General features: G+C 73.7%; 16 protein-coding genes. 5 read left to right on the top strand and 11 right to left on the bottom strand.

What is annotated here, in order from left to right:
* Positions 1-28: 28 nt before the first annotated feature.
* The 7 genes from aroQ to ACZ7LB_RS02480 all read right to left on the bottom strand — a co-directional run bounded on the left by aroQ (position 29) and on the right by ACZ7LB_RS02480 (position 9,096).
* Complete coding sequence (aroQ, locus tag ACZ7LB_RS02510; RefSeq protein ID WP_471464990.1) at positions 29-502, bottom strand: type II 3-dehydroquinate dehydratase; 474 nt, start codon at positions 500-502, stop codon at positions 29-31.
* Positions 503-629: 127 nt separating this feature from the next.
* Positions 630-1,730 (bottom strand): calcium:cation antiporter, encoded by a 1,101-nt coding sequence (locus tag ACZ7LB_RS02505; protein WP_471464989.1) that lies wholly within the window; start codon positions 1,728-1,730, stop codon positions 630-632.
* A 167-nt stretch (positions 1,731-1,897) separates the two neighbouring features.
* Positions 1,898-2,899: a TerC/Alx family metal homeostasis membrane protein gene (locus ACZ7LB_RS02500; protein WP_471464988.1), complete on the bottom strand. Its 1,002-nt coding sequence runs from the start codon at positions 2,897-2,899 to the stop codon at positions 1,898-1,900.
* 286 nt (positions 2,900-3,185) lie between these two features.
* Positions 3,186-5,168, bottom strand: a complete 1,983-nt coding sequence (locus tag ACZ7LB_RS02495; RefSeq protein ID WP_471464987.1) for a TerD family protein — start codon at positions 5,166-5,168, stop codon at positions 3,186-3,188.
* A 130-nt stretch (positions 5,169-5,298) separates the two neighbouring features.
* A complete protein-coding gene (locus ACZ7LB_RS02490) occupies positions 5,299-5,877 on the bottom strand; it encodes a TerD family protein (protein WP_471464986.1) in 579 nt (192 codons plus the stop codon).
* 167 nt (positions 5,878-6,044) lie between these two features.
* The gene (uvrB, locus tag ACZ7LB_RS02485; RefSeq protein ID WP_471464985.1) at positions 6,045-8,183 is read right to left on the bottom strand and encodes an excinuclease ABC subunit UvrB; all 2,139 of its coding nucleotides are present in this window, start codon (positions 8,181-8,183) and stop codon (positions 6,045-6,047) included.
* 40 nt (positions 8,184-8,223) lie between these two features.
* Positions 8,224-9,096, bottom strand: coding sequence for an MHYT domain-containing protein (locus ACZ7LB_RS02480; RefSeq protein ID WP_471464984.1), 873 nt, complete (start codon positions 9,094-9,096; stop codon positions 8,224-8,226).
* 289 nt (positions 9,097-9,385) lie between these two features.
* Here ACZ7LB_RS02480 and ACZ7LB_RS02475 point away from each other — a divergent pair, with 289 nt between their 5' ends.
* Both ACZ7LB_RS02475 and ACZ7LB_RS02470 read left to right on the top strand, forming a co-directional pair.
* Positions 9,386-10,276 carry a glycerophosphodiester phosphodiesterase gene (locus ACZ7LB_RS02475; RefSeq protein ID WP_471464983.1) on the top strand — a complete coding sequence of 297 codons (891 nt, stop codon included), beginning with the start codon at positions 9,386-9,388 and terminating at the stop codon, positions 10,274-10,276.
* Positions 10,277-10,334: 58 nt separating this feature from the next.
* The gene (locus ACZ7LB_RS02470) at positions 10,335-10,889 is read left to right on the top strand and encodes a methylated-DNA--[protein]-cysteine S-methyltransferase (RefSeq protein ID WP_471464982.1); all 555 of its coding nucleotides are present in this window, start codon (positions 10,335-10,337) and stop codon (positions 10,887-10,889) included.
* 967 nt (positions 10,890-11,856) lie between these two features.
* Here ACZ7LB_RS02470 and ACZ7LB_RS02465 read toward each other — a convergent pair.
* Entirely contained in the window at positions 11,857-12,651 is a 795-nt protein-coding gene (locus ACZ7LB_RS02465; RefSeq protein WP_471464981.1) for a methyltransferase domain-containing protein, read from the bottom strand.
* A 156-nt stretch (positions 12,652-12,807) separates the two neighbouring features.
* Positions 12,808-13,440: a nucleoside/nucleotide kinase family protein gene (locus tag ACZ7LB_RS02460; RefSeq protein WP_471464980.1), complete on the bottom strand. Its 633-nt coding sequence runs from the start codon at positions 13,438-13,440 to the stop codon at positions 12,808-12,810.
* Positions 13,441-13,872: 432 nt separating this feature from the next.
* Between ACZ7LB_RS02460 and ACZ7LB_RS02455 the strand changes: the two genes are divergently transcribed.
* Entirely contained in the window at positions 13,873-15,363 is a 1,491-nt protein-coding gene (locus tag ACZ7LB_RS02455; RefSeq protein ID WP_471464979.1) for a glutamate synthase subunit beta, read from the top strand.
* A 736-nt stretch (positions 15,364-16,099) separates the two neighbouring features.
* Here ACZ7LB_RS02455 and ACZ7LB_RS02450 read toward each other — a convergent pair.
* Both ACZ7LB_RS02450 and ACZ7LB_RS02445 read right to left on the bottom strand, forming a co-directional pair.
* Entirely contained in the window at positions 16,100-16,375 is a 276-nt protein-coding gene (locus ACZ7LB_RS02450; protein WP_471464978.1) for a DUF397 domain-containing protein, read from the bottom strand.
* Entirely contained in the window at positions 16,376-17,236 is an 861-nt protein-coding gene (locus ACZ7LB_RS02445; protein WP_471464977.1) for a helix-turn-helix domain-containing protein, read from the bottom strand.
* Positions 17,237-17,480: 244 nt separating this feature from the next.
* Here ACZ7LB_RS02445 and ACZ7LB_RS02440 point away from each other — a divergent pair, with 244 nt between their 5' ends.
* Both ACZ7LB_RS02440 and ACZ7LB_RS02435 read left to right on the top strand, forming a co-directional pair.
* Complete coding sequence (locus ACZ7LB_RS02440; protein WP_471464976.1) at positions 17,481-18,119, top strand: ATP-binding protein; 639 nt, start codon at positions 17,481-17,483, stop codon at positions 18,117-18,119.
* Complete coding sequence (locus ACZ7LB_RS02435; protein WP_471464975.1) at positions 18,110-18,550, top strand: hypothetical protein; 441 nt, start codon at positions 18,110-18,112, stop codon at positions 18,548-18,550. The genes ACZ7LB_RS02440 and ACZ7LB_RS02435 overlap by 10 nt, the downstream gene beginning before the upstream one ends.
* Positions 18,551-18,806: the final 256 nt, after the last annotated feature.

Below are 18,806 nucleotides of genomic sequence, written 5' to 3'. Positions count from 1 at the left end.
CCGGGCGCGCGAACGGCGCCCGGGGCGTTCAGGCCCCGGCCCAGCCCGCCCCGGCCAGCGCGGCAACCCGTTCCACGCCGAAGACGTAGCCCTGCGCGCCGCACCCGGCGATCACGCCGTCGGCCCGGCGGGACACGTAGGAGTGGTGCCGGAACTCCTCGCGCCGGTGGATGTTGGAGAGGTGGACCTCCACCACGGGGAGCCCGTCGCAGGTGTTGAGGGCGTCCAGGATCGCCACGGAGGTGTGCGAGTAGGCGGCGGGGTTGATCACGATGCCGCAGTGGCCGAGCCGGGCCTCGTGGATCCAGTCGACCAGTTCCCCCTCGTGGTTGGACTGCCGGAAGTCCACGGTGCCGCCGTGCGCGGCGGCGGCCTTCGCGCACAGGGCCTCGATGTCGGCGAGGGTGTCGTGGCCGTAGATCTCCGGCTGCCGTCGGCCGAGCAGGTTCAGGTTGGGTCCGTTGAGGATCATGATCGGGGCGTTGGCCAGGGTGCGGGGCACGGTTCCTCCGGTCCGTCGGGGTGCGGCGGTGCCGGCGCGGGCCGCCGCTCGGGCCCCGGTCTATCACGGCGCCCCCGCGGGGCGGACGGCCGCTCCCCCACCGCCCGTCCCGGTCCCCGTCCGGTGGCTACGGATTGACGGCGAGTTCCAGGTAGGCCGCGAACAGCACCAGGTGGACGCCGCCCTGCAGGGGCGTGGCCCGGCCGGGGACGACCGTCAGGGAGGAGACCACGACGGTGAGGGCGAACAGCACCATGTGGGTGGGGCTGAGGCCGAGGACGAGCGGTCCGGGGAGCCAGACGGAGGCCAGGGCGACCGCCGGGATGGTCAGGCCGATGCTGGCCATGGCGGAGCCGAGGGCCAGGTTCAGGCTGGTCTGCACCCGGTCGCGGCGGGCCGAGCGCACCGCGGCGATGGTCTCGGGGAGCAGCACCAGCAGGGCGATGATCACACCGACGACCGCGTGGTGGAGTCCGGCGGCCTCCACTCCGCTCTCGATGGTGGGCGAGACCCCCTTGGCGAGGCCGACGACGCCGATCAGGGCCAGGCCGAGCAGCCCGAGGCTGATCAGGGCGGCGCGGACGGTCGGGGCGTCGGCGTGGTCCTCCGAGGAGATGACCTCGCCCTGCCGGGTGATGGGCAGGAAGTAGTCGCGGTGCCGCACGGTCAGCGTGGCCACGAACAGGCCGTAGAGGATCAGCGAGGAGACGGCGGCGAAGCTGAGCTGGACCGTGGAGAACTCCGGCCCCCGGGCGCTGGTGGTGAACGGCGGCAGGACGAGGCTGAGGGTCGTCAGCGTCGCGACGGTGGCGAGGGCGGCACCGGTGCCCTCGGGGTTGAACACGGCCGTGCCGTGGCGCAGGGAGCCGACGAGGAGACTGAGCCCGGCGACACCGTTGCAGGTGATCATCACGGCGGCGAAGACGGTGTCGCGGGCGAGGGAGGCGCTCTTGTCGCCGCCGTCGATCATCAGGGTCACGATGAGGGCGACCTCGATGACGGTGACCGCCACGGCCAGGACCAGGGAGCCGAAGGGTTCGCCGACGCGGTGCGCCACCACTTCGGCGTGGTGCACGGCGGCCAGGACGGACGCCGCGAGGACGACCGTGAGCAGGGCGACGATCACCCCCGGCATGTGGCGTCCCCAGGTGAGGAGCAGCAGCACGACCGCGGTCACCGGCACGATGGTCGTCCACTGTGTCAGGAGCGCCCTGGGCCGACTGGTCATGCGTCGATCGTCGCAGAGGGGAACGGGGTGCGCACGCTCGGTCACATGGGCCGGGGCGGGCGCCGCGCGCACCGCGCACCGGCGGCGGACGGCGCGGTGGGAGGGAGGCGTGGGCGGGGCGCGACGGCCCCCGCGCGGGTGGCGTGGTGCGCGGGGGCCGCGGCCGGTCAGCGGCCGGTGCCGTCCTTCACGGCGCTCGCCTCCCGCTCGTCCGCGGCGGCCCGTGCCGCCTCCTTCCTGGAGGCCCGGAGGCTGGTGAGCGTGGTGACGATCAGGACGGAGCAGATCACGCCGAGCGAGACCGGGATGCTGATCTCGGGGACGGGGACCCCGGACTCGTGCAGGGCGTGGAGCACCAGCTTCACGCCGATGAAGCCCAGGATGACCGACAGGCCGTAGGAGAGGTGGACCAGCTTCTTGAGCAGGCCGCCGATGAGGAAGTAGAGCTGGCGCAGGCCCATCAGGGCGAAGGCGTTGGCGGTGAAGACGATGTACGGGTCCTGGGTCAGGCCGAAGATCGCCGGGATGGAGTCGAGCGCGAAGAGGATGTCGGTGGTGCCGATGGCGAGCATCACGACGAGCATCGGGGTCATGACCCGCTTGCCGTTCTCCTCGATCCACAGCCGGGTGCCGTGGTAGCGGTCGGCGACGCCGAAGCGGCGCTCGGCGGCCTTGAGCAGCTTGTTCTCCTCGAACTCCTCGTCCTCCTCCTCGGCCCGGGCCTCCTGGATCAGCTTCCAGGCGGTCCAGACCAGGAAGGCTCCGAAGAGGTAGAACATCCAGGAGAAGCTGGCGAGGATCGCGGCGCCCGCCACGATGAAGCCGGCCCGCAGGACCAGCGCTATGAGGACACCGAAGAGCAGCACGCGCTGCTGGTACTGCGAGGGCACCGCGAACTTCGCCATGATCAGGACGAAGACGAAGAGGTTGTCCACGCTCAGGGACTTCTCGGTGACGAAGCCCGCGAAGAACTCGCCCGCGGGCCGGCCGCCCGCGAAGAGCAGGAGGCCGAGCCCGAAGAGGGCGGCCAGGGCGATCCAGACGACCGTCCAGATGCCCGCTTCCTTGATCGACACGTCGTGCGGTTTGCGGCCGATGAAGAAATCGACCGAGATGAGGGCGGCGAGGCCCACGATGGTCAGGACCCACAGGGTCGCGGAAACTTCCACTGCGCCTCCGGCAGTACGTCACTCGGCGGATGTCAGCGTCATCGCTGCCGGAGGTCTCTTCCACCCGGGGCCACCGGGCGCGTGATGCGCCGGGCCGCCCGCGGGCCGACGTCCCGGGATCTGTCCTGATCCGTATTGACGGGTGCGCCGCAGCAGACAGGGAGTACTCCCCTCCGTGCGGAAAACAGTACCCTCTTCCCCAAGGGAAGGTAAAGAGTGAGGTAAAGAGAAATACAAAATGCCTGGCCAGCGACCCTTTACTTTTCCTTGACGTGACGGGGTGGGCTCATCGGCCCCAGGAGCGGCGGGCCTCCGCGAGGCGGGTGAGCACCTGCTGGATCACCTGGCTGCCCGGCGGCACCCGCGACGGCTCGTACGTCCACGCGTGGCCCACCCAGGGGTCGGCGAGATGGTCGTCAGCCACCGGGGTCAGCCGCAGCAGCGACCGCCACAGCGGGTCGAGCAGCGGCCCGTACCCCGCGGAGTCCTCGCGGTCCGCGACCATCATCAGGTGCACGCCGACGGCGGGCCCCTCGTCCCCTAGGTAGCGGAGCTGGTTCACCGCCCGGTCGTCGAAGCCGTGCGGGAAGTCATTGACGATCAGCAACTGCTGGGAGGTGTCGAGGTCCGGCGGCAGCGCGTCGGCGGCCCCGCCACGCAGCGCCATCTGCACCAGGTCGACCCGCTGGGTGAGCCGGGCCAGGACGTCCGTCACCCCCGCCGCGCCCTGGCCGGGCGGGCCCGCGAGCACACCGGTGCGCACCAGCGGCTCCAGCGCCCGCGCGCCCGAACCGGCGGGATCGATGACGTGCACGGTGAAGTCGCCCGCCGGATGGACGGCCAGCAGCCGGGCGGCGTGCGCGACGGCCGCCTCCATCGCGAGGTGCCGCAGTTCGTGGGAGTCGGCGAAGGCCCCCTCGGACGAGCCGGGCCGCCCGCTGTCGATCCAGAGCCCGCGCTCCAGCGGCAGCCTGACCAGCATGGGGATGCGTATCGCGTCGGCCTCGGGGAGCCTCAGATCGCCCAGGCGCAGGGCCATCGGGGTCTCCATGGGCACCCGGTGGGCGTGCCAGACGGGGTTGTCCCAGCGGGCGTAGGCGGCCGGGAGGGCGGGTTCGACGACGTCGGCCTCGGCGGCGAGCTGGGCGAGGTCGCGGTCGAGGGCCTCCCTCGCCTGGGCGACGAGCTGACCGCGCCGGTCACGCGCCGCCTCCCGCGCGGCGTCGCCCTGTCCGCCGATCCGGCTGCGCGGGTCGGACAGGACGTGGTCCAGCTCCTTCTCCATGCGGGAGTCCGCGAAGTCGACGGCGCTGCGGTAGGCGGCGGCGGAGCGGGCCAGGTCCTCGAACATGCCCCACACCTGGTTGTAGAGCCGCTCGTCCATGGACCAGCCGGTGGCGTCCCCCGCGACGGGCCGGGCGGGCTCCCCGGGGGCTGCCGGGGGCGCCGTCGGAGGCGGTGGGGGCGGTGCGGCGTTCTGCCGTCGCGGATGCGTGTAGTCGATCGGGCCGCCCCCGGGAGGTGCCGCGCCCGGGACCGCGTCGGCCGACCCGCCCGTGCCGCCGGAGGCGTCGTACGGGGAGGCAGCCGGGGCGGGTCCGGGGACCCCGCGGGGCGTGGTGGCGCCGTTCTCCGGGCCCTGGGCCGGGGCGGTGGTGGGCAGCGGGGCGCGGTCGGTGTCCGGGGTGCGCGGCGGGGGCGCCGGCACCGAACGGGCGAGGCCCCGGGCGACGGCCTCCTGGATGGTGCCGGCGAGCGGCACCGCCTCGGCGAGCCCCTGGTCGGCGAGGAGTTCGGCGAGGCCGCCGGCGTAGCCCTGGCCCACGGCGCGGACCTTCCAGGCGCCCTGGCGGCGGTACAGCTCCAGGGCGACCAGGGCGGTCTCGGTCTCCAGCCCGGTGATGGTGTAGCTGGCGATCCCGGTGCCGTCGAGGCCGGTGACGGCGACGAAGGGGGCGGCGACGGAGCCGAAGCCCGCGGGGTCCCGTCCGTCGGCGGGCAGGGCCAGCAGCACGCTGACGCGGTGCACGGCGTCCGGCACGGCGTCGAGGTCCACCGCGAGGCGGTGGTCGGCGGCGGCCTGCCGGGAGACCTCGAGGCCCGGCAGGGTGGGCGCGCCCGGGTGGGCCACCCCTCCGGTGCCGTGGACCGTGCCGTTCTCGTCGCCGAGTGTGACCGCCGCCGCGACCGGCGTACCGGCCGAGACGCGGATCTCCAGGCGGGCCTGGGCAAGCGGGTGGTTCTGCCCCCGCACCAGCTCGGCCGTCATCGCCCATCCCCCTGTGTCGTTCGTCTGTCACTGGTGCCGTGCCGCCGCCGCTCGCGCGACCGCCGTCCGGGCGGCCCCGGCCCGCCTCCCCGGCGGGTCCGGGCGCCCGGACGGCGGTCGCGCGCGGTCCCTAGAGGACCGGCAGGATCGCGGGCATGAGGTCCTGGAAGGTGCGGCCGTTGGCGGCGTTGCCGAGCGCGGTCATCGCCCAGCCCTGGCCCGAACGGTGGACCTTGGCCATGATCTGGGCGGTGTAGGCGCCGCCGCCCGCCAGCGTGTAGCGGGCCAGCTCCTGGCCGTTGGTCTCGTCGACCAGGCGGCAGAACGCGTTCTGCACCTCCTGGAAGGTCTGGCCCGTGAAGCTGTTCACGGTGAAGACGATCTGGTCGATGTGGACCGGGACGCGCTGGAGGTCGACGAGGATGGACTCGTCGTCGCCGCCCTGGCCCGCGCCGCCGACGAGGTTGTCCCCGGTGTGGCGCACCGAGCCGTCGTCGCTCACGAGGTGGCGGAAGAAGACGACGTCGACGGGCTGCTTGTCCGCGAACAGCACCGCGGAGGCGTCGAGGTCGATCTCCCGGGTGCGCGAGCCGAACAGGCCGCGTCGGGGGGCCGCCTGCCAGCCGAGACCCATGCGCACGGCCGTCAGGCTGCCGCCGTCGTTCTTCTGCAGACTGATGGCCTGACCCTTGGTCATGTTGACGGTCACGCGCTGCTTCCCCTCTTCGTGCTTCCCCGGTCGCCGCGGAGGTCCGCGGTGTGGTCAACCGCGGACACCGCGGTTGACCGAAACCCTACGCAGGGGCACTGACAGTGACGTACCCCGAGCCCCACTTTGTGTCGTTCTTGCAACACTGCGCCTTCCCCCGTGCGCCGTCAGGCCAGTCCGGCCTCCTTCATCTGGCGCAGTTCCTTCTTCATCTCGGAGACCTCGTCGCGCAGCCGGGCCGCGATCTCGAACTGGAGGTCCGCGGCGGCGGCCCGCATACGGGTGGTCATCTCCTCGATCTGCCCGGTGAGTTCGGCCGCGGGACGGTCCGTGGGCGCCGCGGCGCGGTCCTTGCCCCTGCCCTTGGCGGCGCCGTCGGCCGCCGCCTTGCCGAGGGCGGGCACGGGGGCCTTGGCGGCCCTGCCGTCCCTGGTCTGGCGGTAGCCCGAGCCGAGGAGCTGCTCCGTGTCGACGTCCTCGCGGGCGATCTGGGCGACGATGTCGTTGATCTTCTTGCGGAGCGGCTGCGGGTCGATGCCGTGCGCCGTGTTGTAGGCGACCTGCTTCTCCCGGCGGCGGTTGGTCTCGTCGATGGCCTTCTCCATCGCCGGGGTGATCCGGTCGGCGTACATGTGGACTTCGCCGGAGACGTTGCGGGCCGCGCGGCCGATGGTCTGGATCAGGGAGGTGCCGGAGCGCAGGAAGCCCTCCTTGTCGGCGTCGAGGATCGCCACCAGGGACACCTCGGGCAGGTCGAGGCCCTCGCGCAGCAGGTTGATGCCGACCAGGACGTCGTACTCGCCGGCCCGCAGCTCCCGCAGCAACTCGACCCGGCGCAGGGTGTCGACGTCGCTGTGCAGGTAGCGCACCTGGATGCCGAGCTCCAGGAAGTAGTCGGTGAGGTCCTCGGCCATCTTCTTGGTGAGGGTGGTGACGAGGACGCGTTCGTCCTTCTCGGTGCGGGAGCGGATCTCGTGCACCAGGTCGTCGATCTGGCCCTCGGTGGGCTTGACGACGACCTGGGGGTCGACGAGGCCGGTGGGGCGGATGATCTGCTCCACGGCGCCGTCCGACCGGGAGAGCTCGTAGGCGCCGGGGGTCGCGGACAGGTAGACCGTCTGCCCGATGCGCTCCTGGAACTCCTCCCACTTCAGCGGCCGGTTGTCCAGGGCGGAGGGCAGCCGGAAGCCGTGGTCGACGAGGGTGCGCTTGCGGGAGGCGTCGCCCTCGTACATGGCGCCGATCTGGGGCACGGTGACGTGCGACTCGTCGATGACGAGGAGGAAGTCGTCCGGGAAGTAGTCCAGCAGGGTGTTCGGCGGTGAGCCGGGCAGGCGGCCGTCGAAGTGCATCGAGTAGTTCTCGACGCCGGAGCAGGTGCCGATCTGGCGGAGCATCTCCAGGTCGTAGGTGGTGCGCATGCGCAGCCGCTGGGCCTCCAGGAGCTTGCCCTGCTTCTCCAGCTCGGCCAGGCGGCCGGTCAGCTCCCTCTCGATGTCGTTGACGGCCCGCTCCATGCGCTCGGGGCCGGCGACGTAGTGGGAGGCGGGGAAGACGTAGAGCTGCCGGTCGTCGCTGATGATCTCGCCGGTGAGCGGGTGGAGGGTGGAGAGGGCCTCGATCTCGTCGCCGAACATCTCGATGCGGACGGCGAGCTCCTCGTAGACCGGGAAGATCTCGATGGTGTCGCCGCGCACGCGGAAGGTGCCGCGGGTGAACGCCGTGTCGTTGCGCGTGTACTGGATGTCGACGAAGCGGCGCAGCAGCTCGTCCCGGTCGTGCTCATCGCCGACGCGGAGGGGGACCATGCGGTCCACGTACTCCTGCGGGGTGCCGAGGCCGTAGATGCAGGAGACGGAGGCGACCACCACGACGTCCCGGCGGGTGAGCAGGGAGTTGGTCGCGGAGTGGCGCAGGCGCTCCACCTCCTCGTTGATCGAGGAGTCCTTCTCGATGTAGGTGTCCGACTGCGGAACGTACGCCTCGGGCTGGTAGTAGTCGTAGTACGAGACGAAGTACTCGACCGCGTTGTTCGGCAGCAGTTCGCGGAACTCGTTGGCCAGCTGGGCGGCGAGCGTCTTGTTCGGGGCCATGACGAGGGTGGGCCGCTGGAGCTTCTCGATCATCCACGCGGTGGTGGCGGACTTGCCGGTGCCGGTCGCGCCGAGCAGGACGACGTCCTTCTCGCCCGCTCCGATGCGCCGGGCGAGGTCGGCGATGGCCGTCGGCTGGTCGCCGCTGGGCTGGTAGGGGCTGACGACCTCGAAGGGCGCCACCGTGCGTTCGATCTGGGAAACGGGCCGCATGGGTTCCACGGTACGACTCCGCACTGACAACGGGCTCCGGTCAGCGGTTCTGGGGGGCGCGCGGGCGCCGGTGGGCGAGCCGGCGGCGCGGGTGGTGCGGGTGGTGGTGGGGCCGGTGGTGGACGGCGCGGGCGCCCTGCGGACGGGCGGGGACGCCGGGTTCCCGGCCGGGGCGGGCGGGCCCGCCCATGACCATCAGCGGGTCGGACATCACCACGACGGCGGCCAGGAGGAGGAAGGCGAGGGGGCCGATCAGCAGGGGTGCCAGCAGTTCCGCCGGGGAGTCGCCGGTGGCGGGCCCGGCGGTGCCGTGGGTGTGCACCCGGAGGGCGGCCATGCCCGTGTAGTGCATGCCGGTGACGGCGAGCCCCATCACCAGGCTCGCGCCGGTGCTCCAGGCGAAGCCGCGGTCCTGTCCCGCCGCCCAGAGGGCCGTGGTGGCGGCGGCCATGGCGATGGCGACGGAGAGGGCCACGGTGGGCGTGTCGTACTCCAGCCGCCCGTTCAGCCGCATGCCCGCCATGCCCAGGTAGTGCATGGAGGCGATGCCGAGCCCGGTGAGGGTGCCGCCGGTGAACAGGGCGGTCCCGCGGGCGCCGCGGTGGCCCACGATGAAGATGCCCACCCCGACCATGACGACGGCGACGGCGAGGCTCGCGAAGGTCGTCGACCGGTCGTAGCGGATCGGCGTCCCCTCGATGGTGAAGCCCATCATGGCGATGAAGTGCATGGTCCATATGCCGGAGCCGATCGCGCCGGAGCCGAGGGCGAGCCAGAGGGCGCGCCGGGATCCGCCGGCCCGCAGTGATCTGGTGGTGCAGCGCAGCCCCAGGGCGCCGCCGAGCAGGGCCATGAGGTAGGCCACCAGGGGGGTGACCAGTCCGTAGCTGAATCCGTCGACCGTGTCCCGCATCCGCGGCTGCCTTCCGCCGTCTCACGTTCCGGTGGTGTCCCGGAATAGCCCGGTACGCACCCCCGCCCCTACGCCGCGCGGGCGGTCCGGGTCTGGCAGAGGATATGGCCCCCACCGGAACGGCCGAACGGTGCTGCGGCAAAGAATCACGGCATCGACCCAGTTGTGGGGCCCCGGTGTGCGGAATTGAGCGACGTTGTTCAGCCCGCGGTCACACCGAACCCCTTTGACGTTGACTCTCCGCTGTCACAGTGGTGCTGTAAGTGATCGTTCGACGCGAGGAGACCGGATGCACGCGCGCGCAGTGGCCGTCACGATCACCGCTCTGCTGGGGATCGCCCTGCTGGCCCCCAGCTCCCGGGCCCGCACCGACGACGGCGCGGCGGGTCCCGTGGTCGTCGCCCACCGGGGTGCCAGCGCCTACGCGCCCGAGAACACCCTGGCGGCCGTCGACCGGGCGGCGGGGCTGGGCGTCGACTGGGTGGAGAACGACGTCCAGCGGACCCGGGACGGCGAGCTGGTCGTCCTGCACGACGAGACCCTGAAGCGCACCACCGACGCCGAGGAGGTCTTCCCCGACCGGTCGCCCTGGCGGGTGAGGGACTTCACCGCGGCGGAGGTCGCGCGGCTGGACGCGGGCGCCTGGTTCTCCCCCGGGTACGCCGGCACGCGCGTGCCCACGCTGACGCAGTACCTGCGCCGCGTCGAGCGGAACCACCAGAAGCTGCTCCTGGAGCTGAAGAGCCCCGAGCTGTACCCGGGCGTCGAGGAGCAGACCCTGCGGGTGCTGGACGACGAGGGGTGGCTGGACGACGGGCATCTGGAGGGGCGGCTGGTGGTGCAGAGCTTCAGCGCGGACAGCGTCCGGACCGTGCACGAACTGGAACCCGCCGTGCGGACCGGGTTCCTCGGCGCGCCGCAGGTGCCCGACCTGGCCGGGTACGCCGAGTTCGCCGACCAGATCAACCCCGCGCACGGCTCCCTGTCCCGGCCCTACGTCTCCGCCGTGCACGCCCACCGGGGGCCGCACGGCGACCCGCTGCGGGTCTTCGCCTGGACGGTCGACGACGCGGACACCGCGCGCAAGGTCGCCGGGTACGGGGTGGACGGAGTGATCAGCAACCGGCCCGACGTGGTGCGCGACGCCGTGCGCGAACCGGTGGGCGCCCCCGCCCGCTGACCGGGGCGGTGTCCGGTTCCGGGCGGGAGTGTCGGTGCCGGGCCGTACGGTGGGGCGCATGGAGGTCGAGGAGCAGGACGAGCGAGAGGCCGTGTGGACCGTCGTGGCCACCGGCATCGGTCCGCTGTTGTTGGCCGCGACCCGCGAGGGCCTGGTCAACGTGGTGTTCCACGCCACGGACACGGTGCGCGACCGGGCGCTGGACCAGCTGGTGTCACGGCTGGGCGTCCGCCCCGTCGAGGCGCCCGGTTCTCCCCTGCTCGCCGAGGCGGTGCGGCAGGTCGAGGCGTACTTCGCGGGCCGTCGGCGGGATTTCGACCTGCCGTTGGACTGGTCGCTGATCTCGGGCTTCAACCGCCAGGTCCTGCGGGAGCTGGCGTCCGGTGTCCCCTGCGGCTCGGTCGTCGGGTACGGCGACCTGGCCCGCAGGGTGGGGCAGCCGGGCGCCGCGCAGGCGGTGGGGGCGGCGATGGGGGCCAATCCGCTGCCGGTGGTCGTGCCGTGCCACCGGGTGGTGGAGAGCGGCGGGGGCATGGGCGGTTTCGGGGGCGGGCTGGAGACCAAGCGGAAGCTGCTGGCGTTGGAGGGCGTGCTGCCCGAGCCACTGTTCTGACCGGGCGGAGATCTGACCGTGCCGGTGGCCGGAGTACCTTGCCGTGCGGGGGGACGGGGCGGCGGATCGTACCCGCGCCGGGACCGCGCCCGTGCTCTGCTCAGGCCCGCGTCGGCTCGTGCCGTGCCGGGCCCGGATGGATGGCGGGCGGGTGTCCCCCGGCGGGGCCCGCAGCGGTGCCAGTCATAGGGCCGGGCCTCGACGGCGTTGCCGTCCGGGTCGCTGAGGTGCAGGCGCGCGCCGCCTGGCCCCGAGCCCGTAGGAGTCGCGGGTGATCTCCGACATCCGGCACGGCCTACTCCCGCGGTGGGACGCGAGGGGTGTCGAAGGCGCCCCTCGGCCGGGCCAGGCGCACATGGCTGACGAAAGGGCCCGGGACCTCGGCGGCCGCGGGCCGCGTCCGCGGCCGCACGGCCATGGCGTGCGGCGCCGGATCGGGGATCCTCCCGGCGTTCAGCCGTACGGAGGGGAAGCACACGGCGCCCTCGGTGACTCGGCGGCCCGTAGGGGTTCGAGGCCGATCGCCCGCTCGTAGAAGTCCGCCGCGGCCACGGGGTCGCGCGGCCGGAGGACGACCTGGTCGGGGCGTGTCGTGGAGTCCGTCATGAGGTCCGGACTCGGGTCCGTCTCAGGGTCACGCCAGGGGCGGCTCCGGGTCGGGCCGGGGTTTCCGGCAGGCCGTCCTTCGCAAGGATTCAGGGGGACGGCGAGGGACAGGGGCGAGGTCATGGTGCTGGTGGTGTCGGAACGGGGCGGTACGGATGCCGGGAGCACGCCCCGGCACCCTGCGGCCACCGGGCGGCGGGGCGGGGACCGACGGGGCGGAGGGGATGTCCCGGCGGAGTACGGAAGGGCGGGGAGGGGATCCCCACCGGGCGCGGGAGAGGGATGCGAGGTGGAGGCGGGAGAAGGGGCTCCGGGTGGTGCGGTGGGCGGTGGTGCCCGCTCCGCGGGCGGCCGGGGGCGGCTACGGCTTGCGGCCCCAGGCGGAGATCATCGGGGCCGTCGCCAGGTCCATGGTGCCGGAGGCCACGTTGGCGAGGTGGCGTTCGACGTCCTCGTCCGTGGCCGCCCCGGCGGCGACCAGTTCGTCGCGGACGTGCCGGACGGTGGCGGACTCCAGGGCGGCGCAGGCGTCCGAGGCGACCGGGAAGAAGGCGTCGGCCTCCACGCGGCGCAGTCCGGCCTCGCGCAGCAGCCGGGGCAGTCGGCGGCCGTAGGAGAGGTCGGCGCCGCGCTCGGCGAGCAGATCGCGGAAGCCCTGCCGCAGCCGGTTGGCGAGCCGCTGCTCGGGGCCGTGCTCGTCGGGGCAGGACAGGGGCTGCAGAGCGGGGTCGGCGTCCTCGACGAGGAGGCGTCCACCGGGCCGCAGGGCCTTGATCATCGAGCGGAGGGCGCGGTCCCGGTCCGGCACGTGGACGAGGAGGAGACGGGCGTGCACGAGGTCGAACCCGTCCCCGGGCGGCTCGTCGGCGCCCACGTCGTGCCGGAGCACCTCGACGGGTGGACGGGCGGCCGGGGCAACGCGGGAGGTGTCGATGTCGGTGGCGACGACGCGGCCGGTCGGTCCGACCCTCTTGGCCAGCCAGGACACCACGGAGGTGCCGCCGGCCCCGGCCTCCCAGCAGCGCCAGCCGGGGCCGACTCCGAGTGCCTCCAGGTGCCGGAAGGTGGTGGGGTCGAAGAGCGTGGCGAAGGCGTCGAAGCGCTCCGCCGCCTCGGAGCGGCGGTTGTCGAGGAGGTATCCGTCGGTTCGCGTCATGCGGCGATCATCCCAGTTGCCCGGCTTGCCGGAAGTGGGCGACGCACCGGGCGGCCCGGGGGCGGCGGGGCACGCCCCATGGGGCCGGGCGCGCTCCGCCCGGGGCGGCGGCAGGGGGGCGGCCGGTGGTGCCGAGGGGCCCGGGTACCGCGTGTCTCACCCGTTCCACGCGGGGTGCCGCGGGTCGTCGGCGCGGACCAGGATGTCGGCGCGGGCGGCGGGTTCGGCCTCCCGCTCGTAGCGCGCGAAGGCGGGGAGGGTCCAGTGGTCGGACTCGGGGGTGCGGCGGCGCAGGGCGCCGGGCCCGAGGGTGAGGTGGACACCGAGGTCGAAGGGGAACCAGTGGCGCAGCAGGAACGGCCCGTGCAGCAGCAGGACCCCGCCGGGCGGCAGGGGGACGTAGGGGCTGCGGGTGGCCCGGTCGGTGACGGGGTCCCAGAGATCGGGCAGGACGCGTCCGTCGCCGTCCGGCCCGAGGCGGTCGAAGACCTCCCGCCACAGGGCACCCGTGTCGTACCAGCCGTTGTAGTAGGACTCGACGTCCCGGTGCCCGTACTCCAGACGCAGCGAGGCGGGCCGGAGGAAGCCGTCCGTGCCGACGACGAGGGAGGGGCGGCCGAGGGGGCGCAGCGCCCCGGCGATCCGTTCGGCGAGATCGCCGGGGCGGGCGGCCGGGGCGCCGTCGAGGGCGACGCGGGTCCAGCGGGCGCCGTCGGCAGGCTCCAGGCCGAGCAGACGCTCCGCCAGCAGGCCGCCGAGCCGGTCCCAGGTGATCGCTTCGAGTCGCACGGGCCCATGATGCGCCGGACGTGGCCCGGTCCGCGGGGCGCCCGTCCGGTACCGGCGACGCCCGGCGCCGTGCGCACATCGCCCGGACGGGCGTACCGTGACGAGACGGGCACCTTCGCACACGGGCCACGGAGCGCCACCCGCCAGGGGCTGGTGCTACTCCGGGCGGCGGTCCCGTCCGGTGGCCCTGTCCGGGCCGTCCGGCTCCGCGCCGGAGGCTCGGTGCCGGGTGACCGGCAGCACCGCGCGGGTCCACGCGCGAGCCGGAGCCGCACGGTCCGGAACGCGTCGGCCCGCACCACAACCCCATGCAGCGCACGAGCCGGTCCCCCGACGGCCCCGCGTCCGGCCCCGCACCCGCGAGGCCGCGTCCGCACCGCCCGCTCCGACCGTCCCGCCCGGCCCGTCACCCCGTACGCAAGGAAGACGGCCATGGCCGATCCCCACGGATTTCTGACCACGCCCCGCGAGGAGCGGCCGCGTCGGCCGGTCGGGGAACGGGTCCGGGACTGGAACGAGGTGGGGGTGCCGGGGGCGCCGCTCCCCCTGGCCGAGCGGCAGGCCGACCGCTGTATGGACTGCGGGGTGCCGTTCTGCCACGAGGCTTGCCCGCTCGGCAACCTCATCCCCGAGTGGAACGAGCTGGTCTCCCGCGCGGACTGGCGGGCGGCGAGCGAGCGGCTGCACGCCACGAACAACTTCCCGGAGTTCACGGGCAGGTTGTGCCCCGCGCCGTGCGAGGCGGGCTGTGTGCTGGCGATCAACCGGCCGGCGGTCACCATCGAGGACGTCGAGTGCGCGGTGGCGGACCGTGCCTGGGAGGAGGGCTTCGTCGCGCCGCTGCCGCCCGGGCGGCTCTCCGGGCGGACGGTGGCGGTGATCGGCTCGGGTCCCGCCGGGCTGGCGGCGGCCCAGCAGCTCACCCGGGCCGGGCACACGGTGGCGGTCTACGAGCGGGACGACCGGCCGGGCGGGCTGCTGCGGTACGGCATCCCCGAGTTCAAGCTGGAGAAGTGGCGCCTGGACCGGCGGATCGGGCAGATGAGGGCGGAGGGGACGAGGTTCCGCACCTCGGTCGCGGTCGGCCGGGACATCGACGCCGGCGAACTGCGGGCCCGCTACGACGCGGTGGTGATCACCACCGGGGCGACCGCTTGGCGGGAGGCGGACGTGCCGGGCCGGGAGCTGGCGGGGGTGCACCAGGCGATGGAGTACCTGCCGTCGGCCAACCGGGTGTGCGCGGGCGACCTGGAGGTCTCACCGCTGTCGGCCGCCGGGAGGCACGTCGTCATCGTCGGCGGCGGCGACACCGGCGCGGACTGCCTGGGGACGGCGGTGCGGGAGGGCGCCGCCTCGGTGACCCAGCTCGACATCCGCCCCCGGCCGGGCCCGGCGCGGGACGAGGAGGCCGAGCCCTGGCCGACGTATCCGCGGCTGTACCGGGTGTCGGCGGCGCACGAGGAGGCGCGCGAGCTGCGGTCGGCGCCGGTGTCGGAGGCGGACGCGCGGCTGTTCGCGGCGAGCGCGCTGCGCTTCGTGGGGGACGCGGAGGGCCATGTGCGGTGGCTGCGCCTGACCGGGGTGGACGCGGAGCGGCGGCCGCTGCCGGGGACCGGCCGGACACTGCCCGCCGATCTGGTGCTGCTCGCCCTCGGCTTCTCGGGACCGGACCGGGAGGACGGGCTGATCGGGCGGTTGGGGCTGGCGCTCGACGCCGACGGCACCCTCTCCCGGGACGGGGACTTCGCGACCGGGGTCCCGGGGGTGTTCGCCGCCGGGGACGCCGCGCGGGGGCAGTCGTCGATCGTGTGGGCGGTCGCGGAGGGGCGGTCGGTGGCGGCGGCCGTGGACCGCCTGCTGTCGGGCGGAGAGGGGAGCCTGCCGTCGCCGATCGGTCCCCGTGACCGGCCGATGACCGCGTGACCGGCTCCCGCGGCCGTCCGGCCCCGCCGGGGCAACCGGTGGCCGGGTGCCCAGCGACCGACGCCCGTGGCCTTCCGGTCGGCACCGACGGCCGGGGGACCGATGCCGGGTGAACGGTACCCGTGGCTCACGACCGGCGCCGGTGGCGGCGTACCGGCTCGGGAGCCGTGACCGGCCGGAGCCGTTCCGGCGTCCGTGCCCAGCGCGCCCGCCCAGCGCCCGCCCAGCGCGCGCGGCACCCGGCACCCGGCACCCGGCACCCGGCACCCGGCACCCGGCACCCGGCACCCGGCACCCGAGGATCATGTCCGTGCCCGGCCCGCACTCGCACCACGCCGGACGGCACCGGCTGCCCCGGGCTGCCCCTGGCCGCACCCTCCGTCCCCGGCCGGAGGGACCGGAACACCACCGGAGCGAGGGCCGGACCGGCCGGAGACCGGAGGACAGCGGGACAGCCGGACAGCCCGCACCGGCCGGACCACGACGGCAACCGGCCGCACAGCGGTGGCGCGGGGCCGTCGGCGGCACGGCGGTAGCGCGGCGGCGCCCGACGCGACGGCATGGCGGCGGCACCGCCGGAAAACACGTGTCACCCGCGCGAACGCGGGTGACACATGGGAATTCTCCTGGTCACCACCCTCTGGGTCACGGTGGGCGGAGCGCCACCGGGGTGGGTGGCCGGATCAATGCCAAGCCTTAGCAGCAATCATCAACGGGGTGCAGCATTTTCGTTCCTTCAGGAGAGCAGGAAGTCCGCCTCCCCGGCCTTGGCGCCCTGGATGAAGGCGGTCATCTCGGCGGAGGTGTAGATCAGGGCCGGACCGTCGGGATCGGTGGACTGGCGCACGGCTATCCGGCCGTCGGCGAGCTTCATGGCCTCCAGGCAGTTGCCGCCGTTGCCGCCGCTCCAGGGTTTGTGCCAGCCCTCGCTGCCCAGGTCACGGGCGGGCATCCCGTTGTAGATCCGCTGCCCGAGCCTGAGCGGCCCGGGCTGGGACGTCATACGATCCATTCACAGCTCCTTGCGGAGATCCCGGAGGATCTCCTTCGTGCGATGTGCCGTGGCGGCCTGCGCCGCCATGCGGTCCATGACCTCGAGGTGGGTCGCCACCTCGGCGCGCGCGTCCAGGTAGACGGCGCCGGTCAGGTACTCGCTGTAGACCATGTCCGGAAGCTCCGGCATGGCGAATCGGAACAGCACGAAGGGCCCGTAGGTGCCGGGGTGCGGCCCGTTGGCGAACGGGGCGACCTGCAGCGTGACGTTGGGCAGCTTCGTGGCGTCGAGCAGCTTGTCGATCTGGGCACGCATCACCTCCGGACCGCCGACCCCGCGGTGCAGCGCGGTCTCGTCCATCACGACCCACAGGCGGGGCGCGTCCTGGCGGGTCAGCAACTCCTGGCGCCGCATGCGCAGCGCGACATGGCGTTCGATGTCGTCGGGCCGGGTCTGGCCTATGGCTCCCGAGCGGAGCACCCCCCGCGCGTAGTCCTCGGTCTGGAGCAGCCCGGGGACGAAGTGGGGGTCGTAGGAGCGGATCAGGGAGGCCGCGCCCTCCAGGCTGACGTACATGGAGAACCAGCCCGGCAGGATGTCGTGGTAGCGCTGCCACCACCCGGGCTTGTTGGCGTCCTCGGCGAGCTGGACGAAGACCTCGGCCTCGTCGTCCGGGATGCCGTAGGCCTTCAGGAGCAGCTGGAGGTACGGGATCTTGAGGGCGACCTCGGCGGTCTCCATGCGGCGGACGGTGGCCGGGGCGACGCGCAGGACGCGGGCCGCCTCCTCGCGCTTGAGTCCGGCGCGTTCGCGCAGGTCCAGCAGTCGACGGCCGAGGACGACCTGGCCGACCGTCGGCGCGGACCGGGGCTCGCTCACCCTTCCACCTCCTGAAACCACTGCTGCGAACGGGCCCGGTGGTCCGGACCGGCCCGGACCCGTCTGGACAGCCCGGCGGCGCCATTCGAAGATCCGTTCGAAGGTCCGGGGCGGACCTTCGGAGATCTGAAGTGGCGCCGCTCGACGTGCTGTTGCGAGCAGTGTGCCACGACCGCTCAGACCGTCACACAGCACTCTGCATTTTTCAGAGTGACACTTGCCAAGTGTTCCCGGCGGGGCGATAGTGGCAAGCGTGATTCCGTCCGCGCCCTTAGGAACTGATGCCATCGTGAACCGTCCGGTTCTCGGTGCCGCCACGGGAGCCGGCCCGTTGGGGGCCGTCGCCGCCCAGCGCCGTTTCCGTTTCGAGCTGGCCGCGCATCCGGGCTCTCCCGCGCAGGCCAGACGCCTGACCCGGGACCGGCTGACCGGCTGGGCGGTGGGCGAGGACACCCGCGACACGGCGGCCCTGGTGGTCTCCGAACTCGTCACCAACGCGATCGTGCACACCGCGAGCGCGCACATCGTCTGCGAGCTGCACGACGACGACGATCTGGTCCGCATAGCCGTGCGCGACGAGGGCTGCGCCCCTGGCCAGCCCCAGCCCTCGGCCGACCGGCAGCCCGAGGACGAGCACGGCCGGGGACTGCTGCTGGTCGACGCGCTGTGCGAGGCGTGGGGCGCCCATGAGCACGGCCCCGGCCTGCTCGTCTGGGCCGAGCTGACACGCGGGACGGACACCTCCCGGGAGCCCCGCGACGACCTGGGCTGGGGCGCCCGTCCGAAGCCGGTGCCGCCGCGCGGCGGCGGGGGGACCGAGGCCGAACCGGGCTTCGGAGCACGACAGCAGATCCACGGGGGAACGGGGACCGCATGGCTATGAGGGCCGCGACCGGCATCCGGCCGCTCGGCATGGACACGCTGGTACGGCTCCGGCGCGAACTGCGCGCTCCGGCGCTGCCCCGGCGTCTGCCCGTGCCGGACGGCATGACGGCGCCGCTGGGCTGCGACGCGGTGGCGGTGCCCGCGCGGCTGGGCCCGCTGGTGATGCCCCGGCTGCCGCGCGTGGGCTGTGTCTACGCCGACGAGGCGCACTGGTGGTGGATCGTCCCGTCCGACTCCGACTACGCCCTGGAGTGGCCCGCCCCCGCGTGCTACGCCACCGGCGCGGTCCTGCCGGACTCCCCCGTCCTCCCCGGTCTCATCCACCGCCCGGACGGCACCGTGCCGTACACGCCGCCGATACCTCTCTACCTGGCGCTGTGCCGGCTGACGGACACGAAGCCCACCTGGTCGCGGACGGTCAGCGCGTAGCGGTGGCCGACGGCCCCGCGGTACGGCAGCGGCGCAGTGGCGGCAGGGGGGCGGTCCCGGCTCCGGGACCCGGTTTCACCGTCACGGGGTGAACGGCTCCCCGGCGCCGTCCAGGACCACCGCGCGGCGACCTCCAGGGCCGTCCACAGGGCCACCTGTCACGGCACCGCCTCGCGGGCCGGGCAACGGCCACGGCCACCACACCCGGCGGCGCCTTCACGGCACGCACGCCGCCACTGCCGTACCACCGCACCGC

The sequence above is a fragment of the Streptomyces sp. NPDC107521 genome, assembly GCF_055598485.1.
This window is presented reverse-complemented; position numbering and strand designations above follow the sequence as displayed.

Coding starts and splice junctions, on each gene's coding strand:
- ACZ7LB_RS02505 (WP_471464989.1), bottom strand. CDS start 1,730: ATGACCAGTCGGCCCAGGGCGCTCCTGACACAGTGGACGACCATCGTG.
- ACZ7LB_RS02495 (WP_471464987.1), bottom strand. CDS start 5,168: ATGACGGCCGAGCTGGTGCGGGGGCAGAACCACCCGCTTGCCCAGGCC.
- uvrB (WP_471464985.1), bottom strand. CDS start 8,183: ATGCGGCCCGTTTCCCAGATCGAACGCACGGTGGCGCCCTTCGAGGTC.
- ACZ7LB_RS02480 (WP_471464984.1), bottom strand. CDS start 9,096: ATGCGGGACACGGTCGACGGATTCAGCTACGGACTGGTCACCCCCCTG.
- ACZ7LB_RS02475 (WP_471464983.1), top strand. CDS start 9,386: ATGCACGCGCGCGCAGTGGCCGTCACGATCACCGCTCTGCTGGGGATC.
- ACZ7LB_RS02470 (WP_471464982.1), top strand. CDS start 10,335: ATGGAGGTCGAGGAGCAGGACGAGCGAGAGGCCGTGTGGACCGTCGTG.
- ACZ7LB_RS02465 (WP_471464981.1), bottom strand. CDS start 12,651: ATGACGCGAACCGACGGATACCTCCTCGACAACCGCCGCTCCGAGGCG.
- ACZ7LB_RS02455 (WP_471464979.1), top strand. CDS start 13,873: ATGGCCGATCCCCACGGATTTCTGACCACGCCCCGCGAGGAGCGGCCG.
- ACZ7LB_RS02450 (WP_471464978.1), bottom strand. CDS start 16,375: ATGGATCGTATGACGTCCCAGCCCGGGCCGCTCAGGCTCGGGCAGCGG.
- ACZ7LB_RS02435 (WP_471464975.1), top strand. CDS start 18,110: ATGGCTATGAGGGCCGCGACCGGCATCCGGCCGCTCGGCATGGACACG.